Source organism: Paractinoplanes polyasparticus, from assembly GCF_019710575.1.
Lineage (GTDB): Bacteria > Actinomycetota > Actinomycetes > Mycobacteriales > Micromonosporaceae > Actinoplanes > Actinoplanes polyasparticus.
Window position 1 is genome coordinate 1 of record NZ_JAHWFK010000004.1, and the last position, 16700, is coordinate 16700.

General features: G+C 70.1%; 17 protein-coding genes and 1 tRNA gene. 7 read left to right on the plus strand and 11 right to left on the minus strand.

Annotated elements, in window-relative coordinates:
• Positions 1-403 precede the first annotated feature (403 nt).
• Both KXC43_RS05875 and KXC43_RS05880 read left to right on the plus strand, forming a co-directional pair.
• Complete coding sequence (locus KXC43_RS05875) at positions 404-2038, plus strand: methyl-accepting chemotaxis protein (protein WP_255643607.1); 1635 nt, start codon at positions 404-406, stop codon at positions 2036-2038.
• 196 nt (positions 2039-2234) lie between these two features.
• Positions 2235-3407: a calcium-binding protein gene (locus tag KXC43_RS05880; protein ID WP_221374915.1), complete on the plus strand. Its 1173-nt coding sequence runs from the start codon at positions 2235-2237 to the stop codon at positions 3405-3407.
• 36 nt (positions 3408-3443) lie between these two features.
• Here the strand turns inward: KXC43_RS05880 and KXC43_RS05885 are convergent, their stop codons facing one another.
• The 3 genes from KXC43_RS05885 to KXC43_RS05895 all read right to left on the minus strand — a co-directional run bounded on the left by KXC43_RS05885 (position 3444) and on the right by KXC43_RS05895 (position 6356).
• Entirely contained in the window at positions 3444-4046 is a 603-nt protein-coding gene (locus KXC43_RS05885; RefSeq protein ID WP_255643644.1) for a Crp/Fnr family transcriptional regulator, read from the minus strand.
• Between the two features lie 65 nt (positions 4047-4111).
• Positions 4112-6220 (minus strand): adenylate/guanylate cyclase domain-containing protein, encoded by a 2109-nt coding sequence (locus KXC43_RS52605; RefSeq protein ID WP_308128998.1) that lies wholly within the window; start codon positions 6218-6220, stop codon positions 4112-4114.
• A 63-nt stretch (positions 6221-6283) separates the two neighbouring features.
• Positions 6284-6356: transfer RNA gene (locus KXC43_RS05895), tRNA-Gly, on the minus strand.
• A gap of 101 nt (positions 6357-6457) precedes the next feature.
• Here KXC43_RS05895 and KXC43_RS05900 point away from each other — a divergent pair.
• Positions 6458-7606 carry an FAD-dependent oxidoreductase gene (locus KXC43_RS05900; RefSeq protein WP_308128973.1) on the plus strand — a complete coding sequence of 383 codons (1149 nt, stop codon included), beginning with the start codon at positions 6458-6460 and terminating at the stop codon, positions 7604-7606.
• 44 nt (positions 7607-7650) lie between these two features.
• Positions 7651-7971: an STAS domain-containing protein gene (locus KXC43_RS05905; protein ID WP_221374917.1), complete on the plus strand. Its 321-nt coding sequence runs from the start codon at positions 7651-7653 to the stop codon at positions 7969-7971.
• A gap of 7 nt (positions 7972-7978) precedes the next feature.
• Here the strand turns inward: KXC43_RS05905 and KXC43_RS05910 are convergent, their stop codons facing one another.
• Positions 7979-8281, minus strand: coding sequence for an SDR family oxidoreductase (locus tag KXC43_RS05910; protein WP_308128974.1), 303 nt, complete (start codon positions 8279-8281; stop codon positions 7979-7981).
• Here KXC43_RS05910 and KXC43_RS05915 point away from each other — a divergent pair.
• Both KXC43_RS05915 and KXC43_RS05920 read left to right on the plus strand, forming a co-directional pair.
• Entirely contained in the window at positions 8274-8714 is a 441-nt protein-coding gene (locus KXC43_RS05915; protein WP_255643609.1) for an RrF2 family transcriptional regulator, read from the plus strand. The two genes, KXC43_RS05910 and KXC43_RS05915, sit on opposite strands and share 8 nt — an antisense overlap.
• Positions 8715-8818: 104 nt before the next feature.
• Positions 8819-9022, plus strand: a complete 204-nt coding sequence (locus KXC43_RS05920) for a DNA-binding protein (RefSeq protein ID WP_221374918.1) — start codon at positions 8819-8821, stop codon at positions 9020-9022.
• On the opposite strand, the gene KXC43_RS05925 is transcribed toward KXC43_RS05920, so the two are convergent.
• Positions 9019-9939: a DUF5995 family protein gene (locus KXC43_RS05925; RefSeq protein WP_221374919.1), complete on the minus strand. Its 921-nt coding sequence runs from the start codon at positions 9937-9939 to the stop codon at positions 9019-9021. The two genes, KXC43_RS05920 and KXC43_RS05925, sit on opposite strands and share 4 nt — an antisense overlap.
• A 133-nt stretch (positions 9940-10072) precedes the next feature.
• Between KXC43_RS05925 and KXC43_RS05930 the strand changes: the two genes are divergently transcribed.
• Positions 10073-10576 carry a cupin domain-containing protein gene (locus KXC43_RS05930; RefSeq protein WP_221374920.1) on the plus strand — a complete coding sequence of 168 codons (504 nt, stop codon included), beginning with the start codon at positions 10073-10075 and terminating at the stop codon, positions 10574-10576.
• 18 nt (positions 10577-10594) lie between these two features.
• Here KXC43_RS05930 and KXC43_RS05935 read toward each other — a convergent pair whose 3' ends face one another.
• The 6 genes from KXC43_RS05935 to KXC43_RS05960 form a co-directional block, all read right to left on the minus strand.
• Positions 10595-10873, minus strand: coding sequence for a hypothetical protein (locus KXC43_RS05935; RefSeq protein WP_221374921.1), 279 nt, complete (start codon positions 10871-10873; stop codon positions 10595-10597).
• Positions 10874-10953: 80 nt separating this feature from the next.
• Positions 10954-12498 carry a glycoside hydrolase family 140 protein gene (locus KXC43_RS05940; protein ID WP_221374922.1) on the minus strand — a complete coding sequence of 515 codons (1545 nt, stop codon included), beginning with the start codon at positions 12496-12498 and terminating at the stop codon, positions 10954-10956.
• A 4-nt stretch (positions 12499-12502) separates the two neighbouring features.
• Complete coding sequence (locus KXC43_RS05945; protein WP_221374923.1) at positions 12503-13399, minus strand: carbohydrate ABC transporter permease; 897 nt, start codon at positions 13397-13399, stop codon at positions 12503-12505.
• Positions 13396-14283 (minus strand): carbohydrate ABC transporter permease, encoded by an 888-nt coding sequence (locus KXC43_RS05950; RefSeq protein ID WP_308128975.1) that lies wholly within the window; start codon positions 14281-14283, stop codon positions 13396-13398. Before KXC43_RS05950 ends, KXC43_RS05945 begins: the two co-directional genes overlap by 4 nt.
• Positions 14280-15584: an ABC transporter substrate-binding protein gene (locus KXC43_RS05955; protein ID WP_221374924.1), complete on the minus strand. Its 1305-nt coding sequence runs from the start codon at positions 15582-15584 to the stop codon at positions 14280-14282. The genes KXC43_RS05950 and KXC43_RS05955 overlap by 4 nt, the downstream gene beginning before the upstream one ends.
• Before the next feature lies 1 nt (position 15585).
• Entirely contained in the window at positions 15586-16512 is a 927-nt protein-coding gene (locus KXC43_RS05960; protein WP_308128976.1) for a nucleoside hydrolase, read from the minus strand.
• Positions 16513-16700: the final 188 nt, after the last annotated feature.

A 16700-nucleotide genomic window follows, 5' to 3' on the forward strand; every position in this document is an offset into this window, starting at 1 on the left:
GGCTCAGCGAGCAGGGCGGCTCAGCGAGCAGGGCGGCTCAGCGAGCAGGGCGGCTCAGCGAGCAGGGCGGCTCAGCGAGCAGGGCGGCTCAGCGGGCAGGCGTGGCGTAGCCCGACTCAGCCGGCACGGATTGCTCGACCGACCCGGGTGGCGTGGCCGACGCGGCCGGCAGGAGGGGGCCCGGCGGGCAGGGGTGGCGTGGCCGACTCGGCGGGCAGGGGTTGCCTGACGGGCAGGGGTGGCCGGACGGGCACGGCTGGCAGAGTCCGCACCATCAGCCACACCGAACCCCTCAGGGCACTCGTGCCACGTGGACCATTAGAACATTCCCGATACGTGCCGCTTTGGTGAGAATCATTCGTAATAGTTGGAGGGACAGACCACGGCAACCACGGAGAGCGACATGAGTGCGCTGGCCCTCACCGAGCCGATGCCCGCGACACGTCCGGGACGGCGTTCTTTCGACGACCTCGGCGTCAGCGTCAAAGTTCTGTCCGCGGTGGCCGCGGCGGCGCTGGTGGCGCTGGTCGTCGGCATCATGGGTCTGATCGCTCTGCGGCACGCCAGCGCGTCGGCCCAGCTGATCTACGAGAGCAACGTCGCCAGCATCAAGGCCGTGGGCCAGGTGCGGTCCGAGATCAGCGAGGTCCGCCTGGATACCGCCAACCACGCGCTCTCGACCACGCCGGCGGCCACGCAGAAGTTCGCCACCCAGTTCGCGGACAACACCGAGGCCTTCGCCGACGCGATGACGGCTTACCGCAACAGCGGGGCGGCCGGGGACCCGGCGGTGATCGACCAGCTGCAGTCGGACTGGAACGCCTACCTGGACATCGCCCGCAACCGGCTGCTGCCTGCCGGCGAACGCAAAGACCTCGTCGGGTGGGCGGCGATCCGCGACAACGAGGCGATGCCGATCCTGAACAAGGTTTCCACCTCCGTCGCGGCGCTGGACGAGGAGGAGACCCAGGACGCCGCCCGCAATTCCGCCGCCGCGCACGACGGTTACACCGGCAACCGCAATCGGGCGATCATCATCCTGATCGTGGGGCTGGCCGTCGCTCTCGGACTCGGTACGTGGGTGGCCCGGCGGATCGTGGGCTCCCTGTCCAAGGTCACGGTCGTCTGCGACGGCCTGGCCGACGGCGACCTCACCCGTACGACCGGATTGACCACCGCTGACGAGCCGGGCCGCATGGGCCGGTCGCTGGACACCGCGATGACCCGGCTCCGGGCGACGGTCGCCACCATCGAGGCCTCGGCCGCCTCCCTGTCCGGCGCGTCCGACCGGATGACCGACACCACCACCCGGATCGCCTCCACCGCCGAGGAGACCTCCGTGCAGGCACAGGCGGTCTCGGCCGCCGCCGAGCAGGTCTCGCGCAGCGTCGACAGTGTCTCGGCCGGCGGCGAGCAGATGGGCGCGTCGATCCGCGAGATCTCGCAGAACGCCGCCGAGGCCGCACGGGTCGCCTCGGAGGCGGTCGCCGTCACCGCCACCACGTCGGCCACGATGGGCAAGCTGGGCGAGTCGTCGGCCGAGATCGGCAACGTCATCAAGACGATCACCTCGATCGCCGAGCAGACCAACCTGCTGGCGCTCAACGCCACCATCGAGGCGGCCCGGGCCGGCGACGCCGGCAAGGGCTTCGCGGTCGTCGCCAGCGAGGTGAAGGACCTGGCGCAGGAGACGGCCCGCGCCACCGAGGACATCTCGAAACGGGTGGAGGCGATCCAGGCCGACACCAGCGGCGCGGTCGCCGCGATCGAGGAGATCTCGGTGGTCATCGAGCGGATCAGCGACTTCCAGACGACGATCGCGTCGGCCGTCGAGGAGCAGACGGCCACCACGGCCGAGATGAACCGCAGCGTCACCGAGGCCGCCGCCGGATCGGGCGAGATCGCCGAGAACATCACCGGCGTCGCCGAGGCCGCGCGCCTGACGAGTCAGAGCGTCGCCGAGACTCAGGAGGCCACGGCCGACCTGGCCCGGATGTCGTCGGAGTTGCGCAGCGTCGTTTCCGCTTTCCGCGTGTGACTTGCGCGCAGGAAATGCGTGCGGAACAGTAGCAAGGAGATGCAAGAAAGCGCCCGCTAGCAATTAGGCGACAGTTCAACAGGCATCTTTACCAGTTCGGACGCGTAATTCTTCCTCATACCCGAGCCCATTCGGCTGCGAAGGTTCAGCGGTGCCCCTTCCGGGGCGCGAGACCTTCCAGGGGGGAAGAAACCACATGAATCCACTGCAGAACGCGACCGGGCGACGACGAATGCTCCGACTCGCCGTCCTGGCCGTAGCCGGCGCCGCTCCCGCGTTCATTCTGTCCGCGCCGGCCCACGCCACCACCAACGTGTTCAAGGCCGGCAATGCGCTGGTCGTGAACGCGTCGGTCAACCGGGCCAACAACATCACGGTCGACCGGGTGGGGAACTTCTTCTTCGTCCGCGACACGGGTGACAACCTGGTGGCCGGCGCGGGGTGCACGGCCGTCGCGAACACGATCCGGTGCTCGGCCAACAACGTGGTCCGCATGGTCATCAACTCCGGCAACCTCAACGACCGCGTAACCAACCGGACCAGCACCCGTTCGACCATCAACGGCGGCACCGGCAACGACATCCTGACCGGCGGCTCGGGCAACGACACCGTCAACGGGAACGCCGGCAACGACATCCTCGCCGGTGGCGCGGGCAACGACCGGCTCGACGGCGGCGCCGGCAACGACAACGAGAACGGCGGGGCGGGCAACGACACCCTCGTCGGTGGGCTCGGCGCCGACCTGCAGCGGGGCGGCAACGGCAACGACCGGCTCAACGGCGACGCCGGCAACGACACCCAGTTCGGCGACGCGGGCAACGACGTCCTCGTCGGCGGCAGCGGGAACGACCGTCAGTTCGGCGGGGTCGGCAACGACCTCATCGTCGGCGGTCTCGGCAACGACACCCAGTCCGGGTCCACCGGCAACGACCGGCTGAGCGGCGACGCGGGCAACGACAACCAGCTCGGCGGGGCCGGTAACGACACCGTCTCCGGCGGCTCCGGCAACGACACCCAGCGTGGTGACGCGGGCAACGACAACCTGCAGGGAGGCTCCGGGAACGACAGGCAGGACGGCGGGGCCGGGAACGACGTCGTCAACGGCGGCTCGGGCAACGACACCCAGGCCGGGCTGGCGGGCAACGACATCCTGCGGGGCGACGCGGGCAACGACGTCTCGCGCGGCGGCGTCGGCAACGACAACATCACCGGCGGGGCCGGCAACGACTTCCTGTTCGGTGACGCCGGCAACGACCGGCTCAACAGCCTCGACGGGGTGAACGCCAACGACCGCAACTTCGGCGGCGTCGGCACGGACACCTGCTTCTCGAACGCGGGCGACCTGCGGAACAGCTGCGAACTGCCCTGACCTGTAGAGCAACCAAGCGGCCGCGCGAAGTGACAGTCACTTCGCGCGGTCGCGCAGCCGGTCGAGGTCGATGACCGACACCGAGCGGCGGCTGGTCTCGATGATTCCCTGGCGGCGCAGCGTACGCAGCGCCTTGGTCACCGACTCGCGCGACGACCCGGTCCACGCAGCCAGCTCGTCCTGGGTGAGGGGCAGGGTGATGCGTACGCCGTGCTCGGCATCGGCCCCGAACCGGTCGGCCAGCTCGGCCAGCCGCAGCGCGACCCGGCCCAGGGCGTCGTAGGTGCCGAACTCGACCCGCTTGCGGTCGGCGTCCCGCAGCCGCGACACGATCATCCGGACGATCCGCACCGCCGCGTCCGGATGCGTCCCCAGGAAGTCGAGAAAAGCGGTCACCCCCACGACGTACGCCTCGAGGGGCTCCAAAGCGGACACGGAAGCCGAGCGGGGAGCACCGTCGAGCGCCGACATCTCCCCCAGCAGGGCGCCCGGCCCCCGGATGGCCAGCAGCACCTCGCCGCCCTGGGCGGTCAGCGAGAACACCTTGGCCCGGCCGGTCAGCACGAGCACCACCGTCGTCGACCGGTCGCCCTCGCTGAACAGGGTCGCCCCGGCCGGCCAGCGCCGCCGCCGGCCCATCCGGAACAGGTCGTCCCGATCGCCCTCGGTGAGCAGGCCGACGAACTCCCCGGGGTCGGTGCGGGTCAGGAGACCAGGCTCAGGGACCACGGGCCCTCCCCTCGCAAACCGTGCAGCACGAAGGCGGACACCGGCTGGATCCGCCCCTTGACCATCAGGTCGCCCAGCGGGGTGACCAGCGCGCAGTCGCCCATCCGGTCGCGGGTGGCGGCGCCGATCACCACCTGGCCCGGTTGGGCCTGCGACTCGAGCCGGGCGGCCACGTTGACCGCGTCGCCCATCGCGTTGAAGTTGCGCAGCGCCTCGCCGCCGATGTTGCCGACCAGCGCCTCGCCCGTGTTCACCCCGACCCGGAACCGCGGCCATCCCGGGCGGACGGCGGCTATCCGGTCGACCTCACGCTGGATGGTCAGCGCCGCGCGGGCCGCCCGCACGGCGTGGTCGGGCTGGCGGGCGGGCGCGTTGAACAGGGCCATCAGCGCGTCGCCGACGAACTGGACGACGGTGCCGTTCTCGTCGAGCACGGCCCGGGTGGCCACGTCGAAGTACTGGTTGAGCATGTCCACGATCTGCGTCGGCGTCGAGCGTTCCGAGAAGGTCGTGAAGCCCCGCAGGTCGGCGAAGAGCGAGGTCACCTCGAGCACCGCCCCGCCCAGCGCGGCCTGGCTGGGGTCGGCGACCAGGGCGGTCGCGACGTCGGGCGACATGTACTGCCGGAACAGCACGTCGAGACTGCGGTAGAGGCGGGCGTTCTCGAGCGCGATCGCGATCTGGGCGGCCAGCGAGGCGAGCAGGACGGCGTCGCGTTCGGGCGCCGGGCCGCGGCGGGTGGCGATCAGCACGCCGGCCGGATGCCCCTTGACCAGGAACGGCAGGTAGAGCGAGCCGTCCTGCTCGCGCTCGTGCGCCTCGGCCAGGGCGGCCTGCGCCAGGCGTACGGTGTGAACCTCGACCGGCGCGGCGGCGTCCGGTCCCGCCGCGAGCATCGGCGGGAGCACCAGCCTGTCCTCTTCGACCAGAGCTATCCGTACGGTGTAACCCCCGAAGACCGACGCGACCCGGCGCACCGCCCCGCGCAGCAACTCGAGATCCGCCACCTTGACCCGGGCATCCTGGCCGACGGCGACGAGCGCGCCCAGCTTGCGGATCTGGTCCCGCTCGGCGGCGAGAGCATCGGCGGCCCGGCCCAGCACGGCGGCCTGACCGTCGGTGAGCTCGAAGCGCCGCGCCACCCGTTCGGTGGCGGCCGCTGTCTGACCTTCGGTGAGCGCGCCCTGCTCCCCGCTGCGCAGCGTGTCGACCAGCCCCTCCAGCGCCGCGCTGTATTCGGCGCGCACCTGTCGTACGGTCTCGTCGCGCCCCACCGCAGCGAACAGCCCCGACGCCGCGCCCTCGTTGCGGTACTGCACCCAGGCGCTGTACGCGACGTAACCGAACCCGACCGCCATCAGCGCGTGCCACAACCACCAGGACGCGTGCCAGCTGGTACCGGCGGCCATCGCCACGGCCGACTCGGCGAGCAACACGTATGCCGTGACCACGGACAGCAGCATGACCGCGCGCCGCCGCCGGTAGAGCAGGTAGTAGCGGACGGCCGCGTACCCGAAAAGGATGAAGCCCGCCGCGGCCAGCAGGATCGCCGGCGTGCCCTCGTCGGCGCCGGGCACCCGGTTGAGCGGCGGCCGGCCGGTGAGCGACACGACGGCCCAGGCCCCGGCGACCGTCAGCACGGCTCCGCGCAACCACCCCGACCAGCGCAGCAGTCGGTTCTCGCCGGCCGGCGACAGCTCGGCCGCGCTGGCCGCCGCGAACAACGCGGCCAAGGTGAGGCCGACCGGGGACGCGTACGCGAAGCCGGCGTTGCGCGCGTCGAGCACAACCTGCGGGGTGGCCGCCGCGTGCAGCCCGAGGAACGCGGCGGCGACCAGGAACGACAGGGCGACCAGCAGCAACCGCGTGTCGCCGCGGCGCCGGGCGGCCTGGTTGATGACGATCGCGAGCCCGAGGCTGACCAGCGCGACAAGGAGAACCAGCCAGAAGTGGGAGGGCTCGTGCTGCCAGTGGAGGTCGAGATCGGGCCGGGCGACGAGCAGCCAGAGACCGGCCATCGGGGCGCTCAGATGAGCGACCCAGACCATCACACGCGCCGCCCCGCCGCGGCCCACCGGCTCCATCGGCACGAACTCACACTAGTCGTCTGTGAGCCGGCTGACGGTGTCAGAAATAAGCGTGAAAAGAGCGGACGACGGGATTCGAACCCGCGACCCTCACCTTGGCAAGGTGATGCGCTACCAGCTGCGCTACGTCCGCGATGAGAGAACCATACCGGATCGGTCCGCGGGGCCGCGCGACCGCCCCACCGGTCAACCGACGGATTGTCGCGACCCCGGCCCGATGGGAGCATCGTCGGCGTGGTGACGTCATCCTTTCCCGAGCTCGGGGACCGTCTCGAGGATCTCGCGAAGTCGGCCTTCCCGACGCTCGACGAGGTCCAGTTCGCCCGGGCCGCCGCCTACGGCCGCCCCGAACCGATCGTCGAGGGCCAGGTCGTGTTCGACGTGGGCGACGACGACGCGGACATGCTGCTCGTGGAGTCGGGCGAGATCGAGGTCGCGCTGGGCGACGTCCACGACGGGCCGGCGCTGGCCGCGAAGCCGAGGCAGTTCGTCGGTGAGCTCAACCTGCTGACCGGGCAGTCCCGCATCCTGTCGGCGCGGGCGGTCGCGTCCGGTGTGGTCCACCGGGTGCCGCCGGATCAGTTCCGGCTCCTGATGGCCCAGGACACCGAGCTCAGCGATCTGCTGCTGCGCTCGTTCATCGCTCGCCGCCAGCTTCTCGTGCAGCGGGCCGGGCGCAACCTGGCGATCATCGCGGACGAGGCGAGCGGGAGCGGGCTGGCGCTGCGGACCTTCCTGATCCGGCAGGACATGCCGCACCGCTGGGTCGAGCACGACACCCCCGAGGGCCGGGACGAGATCGCGGCGGCCGGCCTCACCGAGGCCGACCTGCCGGCGGCGATCCTGCCCCGGGTCACCCTGCGCAACGTCGAGCCGCGGGCGCTCAGCCATCGGCTCGGGCTGACTTTCCGGCGTACGCCGAAGGGGGTGGCCGACCTGACCATCGTGGGCGCCGGACCAGCCGGGCTGGCCGCCGCCGTCGAACGGGTGCTGGCCGACCCCCGGATCACCGTGCGCACGTCGACCGAGGTGACCGGGCTGGCCGGCAGGCACCGGCTCGAGGAGGTCACGCTGACGACCGGCGCCGAGCCCGGCCTGTGCGGGTGCTCCGGGCTGTTCTGTTTCATCGGGGCCACCCCGGCCACCGGCTGGCTCACTGACGTGGCGCTGGACGAGAGGGGGTTCGTGCCGACCGACGTGCAGCTCGGGGACCGGTGGACCGGGGTGGGGCGCGGGCCGCTGCCGTTCGAGAGCAGCGTGCCGGGGGTGTTCGCGGCGGGGGACGTGCGGTGGTCGTCGATGAAACGGGTGGCGGCGGCGGTCGGCGAGGGCGCCAGCGCGGTGCGCTCGGTGCACCAGGCGCTCGCGGCCGGTCGGAGTTGATCTCTCCCCGTGCCGCAATGGCGACCTCCGGGTAGGTTTGGCCAATGCCCTTGGACGCCACGATTCTGTACGAGCCGGCTGACGCCGACGGTCTGGTCGTCGCCGCGCTGAGCGGCGAGCTCGACCTCGACCGGGCCGACGCCGTGCGTGACCAGCTGGCCGCCATCGCCGCCGATCCCGCCGTCCGCTACCTGCGGATCGACGTCGCCGGCCTCGACTTCATCGACTCGTACGGCTTGGGGGCCCTGGTCAGCGCCCGCAACAGCGCGGCCGCCAGCGGCGTGACCTTCACGCTGGCCGAGCCGTCACCGCCGGTCCGCAAGGCGATCGAGGTGACCGGGCTCGGCCACGTGTTCGGCCTCTGACTACTTGCTACGCGGCCGTGGTCACCCGCACCTCGCCGTCGACCGTGCTGGCGCCCGCGATCATGCTGAGGAACTCGTAGAACTGAGTGGCCCGCACGATCGTGTACGGGATGCCGCTCTCGGCGATGACCTGCTCCTGAGCCACCTTGGCCCGCATGTAGCCGCTGTCCGGCATGGTGTCGGCGTTCACGATCGTCACAGCCAGGTGATGGCGTACGCCGGCCGCCTTCTCCGCCTCGGCCTGGTTGCGGGCCGACGTGGTGAAGAACGCCAGCACCTCGTCGTCACCCCACGACGGCGCGTTGGTCACGTCGACCACGGCGCCGACGCCGCGCAGCGCTTCGGCCAGCCCCTCCCCGGTGATCGTCGTGGTGAGCGCGGCCGAGCGCCCCGTGCCCGCCGTCCGCCTGGCCGAACTGCACGACGTGTCCAGCAGCTACCTCGCCAAGCAACTGCAGGCGCTCTCCCGGGCCGGCCTGATCCGGGCCGCCCAGGGCTACGCGGGCGGCTACGAGCTGGCCCGCCCGGCGGACGAGATCACCGTTCTCGATGTCGTCGAGGCCGTGGACGGCCCTCAGCCGGCGTTCACCTGCACCGAGATCCGGCAGCGCGGCCCCCTGGCCACTCCCCCCGAGGTCCTGCCTGCGGCCGTGCCCGATCGCCCGGGTGATGTCGGCCGCCGACGAGGCCTGGCGCGCATCCCTGCGCGCGGTGACCGTCGCCGACCTGGCTCAGACCGTTGACGCCGACAACGCCGATGCCCTGGCCACGGTGCGCGGCCGGCTGACTCAAGCCTAGTCACCGGGCAAGGCGGCGTGACCAGCGGTCGCGCCTATAGTCTCGCGACATGGAGAAGGTGGTCCTGATGGGCGCCGGCGAGATCCGCCGCAGACTCGGCATCAGCCGCCAGCGCGTCCAGCAGATCATCACCCGCAAGGACTTCCCCGACCCGTATCAGGAGCTCGAGATGGGCAAGGTCTGGGACGCCCGCGACGTGGAGATCTGGATCGCCACCTACCGCCCCCGGCTCAACCAGGAAGACGGTCTCTAACGGTCCGCCTCCGGGGTTGTCAGCAGGCGGCGCAGCAGGCGCCAGCTCAGGGTGACGCCGGATCCGGTGTGGCTCACCAGGCGGTCGCCCACGATCGCCCACTCGGCGAGCAGCGACGCGGCGCGGTCCATCGTGCGACGGGCCTGCTCGAAGTCCTCGGTGTCGTGGCGCAGCAGCCACAGGCGGCGCGCCTGGTCCCAGGCACGGGCCCGGGTCACGGTGACCAGGATGCGCTGGCTCCAGTCGTCGAGCGGCCCGACGAACTCGTCGAGCTCGAGCTGCCAACGGGTGGCGAAGCCGCGGCGCAGCGGCGGGATCTCCTCGTAGAAGATCTCGTTGACCAGCAGATAGTCGGGGTGGATCATCTCGTCGCCGGCTTCCGGAGCGCCGAGCTCGTTCCACGTGCCGATCAGGGCGAGCGCCAGGTCGTGGTTGATGTGCGCGTTGACGCCGAGCATGGCCGCGGCCAGCCGGCTCATCTGCACGTCGCCGGCCCGCTTGAAGAGCACCTCCCAGACGTCCGGGGTCTGTTCGTCGTCGTTGTTCCACAGCGTCAGCGCGTCGAAGTAGCGCTTGGCGAACTCGACGTCGAGCAGCTCGAGGAAGTCGGGCGAGTTGACCCCCGTGACCAGCGCGGTCTCCACCCGCCGGGTGATCTTCAGGTAGAGCTCGTTGAACGCCGACACCCGGTTCGCGGCCCGGCTCGGCGGCAGCTCGTCCAGGATGTCCTGCACGGTGACCAGCCGTTTGACGACCTCACCGATGCCGGCCGGATGCCCGTCGAGCGCCTCGGCGACCTTCTCGTTCAGAGGACTCCAGCCGCGCCCGGCCGGAATGGTGAGAGAGGACAGCTCGAGCCGCTTGACGCGCAGAAGCTCGGCGCTGTCCCGCGCAAGACCCCGATCAAAGCCCGTCATGGGGACCAGCTTCGTCACCACTCCGCTCCCGCGCCACCACCTTGTCGGCAAACCGTCCCGCGAGTTCCCTCACACCGTGCGGACGGCTGAATCTCGCTGGCCGGCAGCCTCCCGGATGCGGTATTCACGTCGCATGACGACATCGGAGCCGCCGCCGCTGACCGTGGTGCAGCCGGGCGGCGGGCGCGTGGGCGAACTCGGCGACATCGGCGTGCACTTCAAACTGTGGGGCGAGGACACCGGCGGCGCGCTGGCGATCGTCGAGCACCCGTTCCCGGTCGGCGCGCTGGTAGCGCCACACCTGCACACCCGGGAGGACGAGTACTCGATCGTGACCGAGGGGGAGATCGGCTTCCGCTCGGGCGACCGGGAAGTGGTGCTCGGCCCCGGCGGCTCCATCGCCAAGCCCCGCGGCGAGCTCCACGCGATGTGGAACGCCGGCGCGGTCCCCGCCCGAATGATCGAGATCATCAGCCCGGCCGGCTTCGAGCACTTCTTCCGCGAGGTGGCCGAGCTGATCGCAGCCGGCCCGGCGGCAGCCGAACAGGGCGCCGACCTCGCGGAACGCTACGGCCTGCAGTTCGGCGAGCCGGAGTGGCTCCCGGACATCGTCGAACGGTTCGGACTGACCACCTAGGCCGCCAGGTCACCGCGATCAGAACGGTGCGGGGCCGCTCCCGGCCAGCGACACCAGGGTCTGAGTCGCGAGCAGCTTCCGGACACCGGTGACGGACACCGAACCGGTCTGGTCGTAGGGCAGCTCCAAGGTCAGTCCTTCACCCGCATTACGGATGTCCGCACTGGTCTGGTCGGGGCGGAAGGTGCCGCCCCAACCATCGATGCCGCCACGCTGATTCTTGCTGAGCGAGGCCATGCCGGACACCTGGATGCCGTCGGCCAGGGTGAGCCTCGCCGGGCCGGAGTACGTCGTCATACCACCCACCGTAACGAAACCTGGGGGCATCGAGGTCCACGGACGTGCCCCTGGACAGTTCCCACTCGTGTCATGAGCCGTCAGACCTCGCCCGCCACAGCCTGAAAGATCACCACGCGGGGCCGGCCGGCCGGGTCGGCCTCGAGAGCCTCCCCCGGTTCGAGCCGGCCGGTCGCGCGCACGGCGCCGCTCCGCGGGTCGACGATGCGGTAGGCGGACAGCGTGCCCGTGTTTTGCATCATCGGCAGGCGGCCGCCGGCTTCCTGGTAGACGATCGCCAGTTCGCCGGGCACCACCAGCCCGCGCGGGCCGATGAAGGTCTCCCAGTCCGGCCGCATGTCCGTGGTGGGCAGGCCGGCCAGGATCCGTCCGAGCAGGCCGACGTAGGTCGAACCCTCGTAGTCGAGGGCGTCCCGCCAGCTGCCAAGCGGACCCAGGAAGTACGGAGCGTGGCCGGGTTCGCCGTCGCGCTGCACCCACTGCCAGAGGTTGGCCGCGCCGTACACGACGCCCATGGTTCCGCCGGCGCACAGGTTGCTCCACGCCTCGTGCCCCTGCCACCAGCCGGAGGCCACGTCGGCTCGGCCGGTGCGCTCGTAGGTCGGTTCGCCGTTCGCGACGGCTCGCACCGGCAGGTTGCGCCTCATGTCCGCGACGCGTTCGGGCACGTGCTCACCGCCGTGGCCGGTCTGGCACCACTGGAAGTCGAGCCACGCCGCGCCTTGATGGGCGTCGGCTCGGGCGTGCGGGCGGTAGTGGATGCCGGTGGGCTGGGCATAGCAGTCGCTGTCGTGCACCTCGCGACCGCCGGCTTCGATCTGCGGCTCGGTGCCGGAGCCGTCGGCGCCGACCAGATAGACCACGGGCCGGGCGCCGTAGCGCGCGACCAGATAACGGCAGTAGCGGGCGTACTCCCCCGGCGGCACCACCGTGCCGGCCACGTCCAGGCCCTTCCAGCCGAAGCCCTGGAAGACCGGTTGCAGGACGGGAACGATGCCGTGTTCGCCGAGGATGCCGAGCAACCGGTCCAGGTACTGGAAGTATCCGGCGTTCAGACGGGTGAGCCGGCCCTCCGGGAGGTCGTCGAAGCCGACGTCGAAACCCTCGTCCGCGGTGCGGTCGCGAGGGCCGGTGGCACGCATGTCGGGCTGCACGCTCATCAGCAGGACGGCGTTGAAGCCCTTGGCCTGCCGGTCGCGGGCGTAGTCGCGGACCTGGTCCTCGGTGGCCCGCCACGGCAGCGCCCACGCCGTGTCGGCGACCAGCAGCGCCGGGGCGCCGTCCGCGTGGATGAGGCTGCGCCCACCCGTCGACATACGCCAGAAGCCGTGCTGGTGAAACGGACTGGCGCTGTCACCGGGAACGACCTCCAGGCTGCCGGCGACTCCGTGCAAGCCCGGGTCGGGCACATTCGCGGAGGTGATCCACCGCCACCGGCCGGAGCCGGCCGGTGAGGCGAACCTGACGCGCCAGACCGGGCCGCCGTCATGGAAGGCGGGCCGCCGCAACACCGTCCCGTTGTCGTGGATGAAGGTGGCCCACACGTCCACCGACAGGTACGGGCCGGCGATCTCGGTCTCGGCGGTCAGCGTGATCTCCGCTTCCTGCCACGCACCGGCCTTCATGACCTCACCCCTTCGAGGCGCCGGCGGTCAGGCCGCCGACGATCCAGCGCTGCAGGAACGTGTACGCGATCAGGATCGGCACCACGGCGATCAGGATGCCCGCGGCCAGACCCGTACTGTTGTTGGAGAACTGGCCCTGGAAATTGAGCAGCCCGACCGGGATCGTCTTGCTCGCATCGGAGTTGAGCAGGATCAGCGCGAACAGGAACTCGTTCCAGGTCGCCACCGCGTCCAGGATGAACACGGTGACCAGGGCCGGCGCGGACAGCGGCAGCACCACGGTCAGGAAGATCCGCCAGGCCCCGGCGCCGTCGATCTTCGCCGCCTCGATGATCTCGTCGGGAATCTGCCGGATGAACGCCTGCAGCACCAGCACCTCGAACGGGATCCCGAAAGCCAGATACGGACCGATGAGCCCGATCAGGTTGTCGGTGAGACCGGCGCTACGGGCCATGACGAAGACCGGCACGATCGTGATGTAGATCGGGATGGTCAGCCCGAGGAAGACCGTGTACATGATGGCCGCGCCGAATCGGATGCGCAGCTTGGCCAGCGCGTAGGCGAGCATCGCCGAGAGGAAGACCCCCACGGGAACCTTGAGGATGAGCAGGACCGTGCTGTTGCGATACGTGGTGGCGAAGTTGCCGATGTCCCAGGCGTCGGCGAAGTTCTGGAACGTGAAGGTGCCGGGCCAGGACAGGGGACCTTGGGCTACGAAATCGGCCAGCGGACGCAAGGCGGTGACGACGAGCAGCACCAGGGGCGAGATCCACACCAGAGCAGCCACCGACGTCAGGACGGTGGATGCGATGCCACCCTTCGCCCGGCGACGGGGACCGGACGTGACGGGTCCGCTGACGGCCGCGTCCGTCAGAACCGAGGGGGGAACGACAGACGTCATACCGCGTGCTCCTTCGTCTGGGAGCGGACGTACGGGATGCTGACCGCGATCGCCACGACGGTGATGACGACGGCGATGGCCGTGCCGTAGCCGGCCTGGTTGTACTGGAAGACGTTGAAGTACATCCACGTGCCCATGACCTGGGTCGCCGTGCCCGGCCCGCCGTAGGTCATGGCGTAGATCAGGTCGAACACCTTGAACGATTCGATGACCGACAGCGCGATCACGACGTAGTGCGCCGGCCGCAGACCCGGCATGGTGATGTGCCAGAACTGTTGCCACCGGCTCGCTCCGTCGACGGTCGCCGCCTCGTACAGGTCCGCGCTGATGCTCTGCAGGGCGGCCAGGTACAGGAGCATCGGAAAGCCGACGCGCAACCAGATGGCGGCCACCATGGTCGCGCCCAGCGCAGTCGAGTCCTGGCCCAGCCAGGGCTGGGCCAGCCCGTCGAGCCCGATCGCCCGCAGGAAGGCGTTGATCGCGCCGTACTGCGGGTTGTAGAGCCAGCCCCAGATCGAGGCGACCGACACCAGCGGCAGCACAGCCGGGGTGTAGAAGATGAGCCGGAGAACGGGTTTGCCGCGCACCTTGCCGTTGAGCACGACGGCCAGGGCCAGACCGAGCAGCACCGGCGCCACGACGGTGACCACGGCCCAGATCAGATTGTTGACCGCGGCCTGCGCGACCACCGGGTCGTCCACCATCGTGGTGTAGTTGTCCAGGCCGACGACGTTGTAGCCGGCGCTGAGCCCGTCCCAGTCGGTGAAGCTGAACCACAGCGAGTTCAGGGCCGGATAGACCAGGAACCCGAGGTAGACCAGCAGCGCCGGGGCGGCGAAGCCCCAGGCCACCAGGCCCCCGTGCCTGGTCTTGGCTCGGCTCACCTCTTCCAGGCCTTGACGACGTCCTGCATCTTCCTGGCGGCATCGGCCGGGCCGGCCTTGCCCTGCAGCACGTCGCTCTGGATCGCGAAGTACTGGTCAGCCTCCTTCTTGGGAAAGGCCTGGTCCTGGATCGTGTAGAACGGCTGCTTGCCCGGGCCCTGCGACCACTCGTACGACAGCGGCAGGGTCGCCTGGTCCGGCTCGGCGCCGGTCACGACCGAGGCGGTCACCTTGAGCGCCTTGACGGTGGCCGGCTGGTTCAGGAAGTCGAGCAGGGCGGCGGCCAGGTCGGGGTTCCCCGCCCTGGCGTTGATCATGTAGCCCTCGACGAAGCCGGAGTGACGGGCCGGCTCGTGCCCGGTCGGGAGCTGGAAGACGCCGTAGTCCGCCGACTTCTTCTCGGCCGACTGGATGGCCGCCGCCTCGGTCCACGGCCCGGTGATCGTGTAGGCGCTCTTGCCCTGCACGTACCAGAGCTCGACGTCGGCCGGGTCGAGACCGATGGCGCCCTCGGGCATCCACTTCTGGTCCTGCCACTTCTTGAAGTTCGTGAACGCGGTGACGACTTCGGGGCGGTCCCAGCTCTCGGCGCCCGCGAGCAGTTTGTCGTGCAGTTCCGGTCCGGCCGAGACTTCGAGCAGGTATTCGAACAGCCGCATGACGTGCCAGCCGTACTTGCCTCCGGTCCCCAGCGGGGTGATGCCGGCGGCGACCAGCTTGGCGTTGACTTCTTCCAGTTCGGCGTACGACTTCGGCGGTGTGGTGACGCCCGCCTTGCTCCAGGTCGCTTTGTTGTACCAGGCGCCGATGCCGAGAGCGACGAACGGCATGCCGCCCTTGACCCCGTCGAAGGTCATGCCGGCCACGGCGGCCTGATTGATCTTCGAGTCCCAGCCGTACTTCTGGTAGTAGGGACTCAGGTCCATGGCCTGCTTGGCCTTCACGAACGGGGCCCCGATCTGGCCGCCCCAGATGCGCCACACATCCGGCCCCTTGCCGCCGAGCAACTCGGTGCGCAGCTTGTCCGGGTAGACCGCCGCACCCGAGCCGGGCAGCGAGTCGACGGTGGTGTTCGCGCCGTTCTGGGCGTCGAACTGCTTGACCTGCTCCTTGAGCAGACCGATGGTCGTGTTGTCCTCGTAGGTGAACAGCCGCAGGTCCTTGGAGCCGTTGCCCGAGCCGCCGGCCGGGGCACCGGCCGAATCGCCGCCCGTCCCGGTGCACGCGGCGAGCCCGGCGGCGAGGGTGGCGCCGCCGGTCAGGGTGAGGAATCGGCGGCGGCTCAGAGCGCTGTCGTTCATGTCATCTCCTTGTCGGGGGAACGTCCGATCGGCCGGACTGTTGCTGCCGGCCGAATCGGCGGATCTTGGCGAACATGTCCTCGAGCAGGTACCGGACGTCGACGGTCTCGACGACTCGGATCGGATTGCCGGAGCCCGGCAGGTAGTGGCCCTCGCGACCGAAGCGGGGGGCCGGCACGGTGCGGAACTGGGCGCCGCGCGGGTAGAGCATCAGGGAGATCGCGGGCGAGTCACCGAGCGACCGGGACTCGATGGGCTCCGGGTGGTGGGTCGCGTTCCACTCGACCAGCTGTTGAATCAGGTAATCGGCGAGGCGGGAGGTGCCGCCGATCTTCTCCTCGAGTTCGGCGTAGCCGACGGAGACCTGTGAATACACGTTCGACGGCACCTGCATCACCTCGATGCCCGAGCCGAAGACCACGTTGGCGGCTGCGATGTCGTTGCCCAGGTTGAACTCCAGCCCCGGGTAGGCGGCGTCGACACCGCCGTAACCGACACCACCGATCCAGATCACCACCACGTCGCGACGGACGATCTGAGGGTCGAGCAGGATCGCCGACGCCATGTCGGTGAGCGGACCGAGGAAGGCGACGTAGAGCTTGTCGCCGGGCGAGGCGAGCCGGCTCTCCTCGATGATCAACCGCGCACCCGGGCTGTCCTGAGGGGTTTTCTCGTCGGCGATCGGCTCGGCGGCGCCGTTGGCCACCACGACCTCGCCGTCGAGATCGAGCAGGTGCAGCAGCCGGTCGATCTCCTCGCGGGACTCCTCCATGCTGCGGTCGGTGCGGCGCCGGCCGAAGTGGGCGGCGATGAGCCCGCGGACGTCCAGCGTGGACGAGAGCAGGCCGTGGACGATCGCGAACTGGTCGTCAGCCTCGTTCTTGGCGTCGGTGTCGATGACAACGCGGCGACGGGACACGACAGGCACCGAACCTCCTCAGTTGTTATGTCGATCCAGAGCGGCATATCTATTCACCTCGCACGTGGACCGAAGACGTGTGAGTTATCGATAACTTGTGCGATAGGTTATCGATGACATCCGCCCCGGCCCAGGGGTGCGGATGTAACACGTTGGTAACGAGAAGTTGTTCTTGCGCGATACTCACGCCGGGGGGC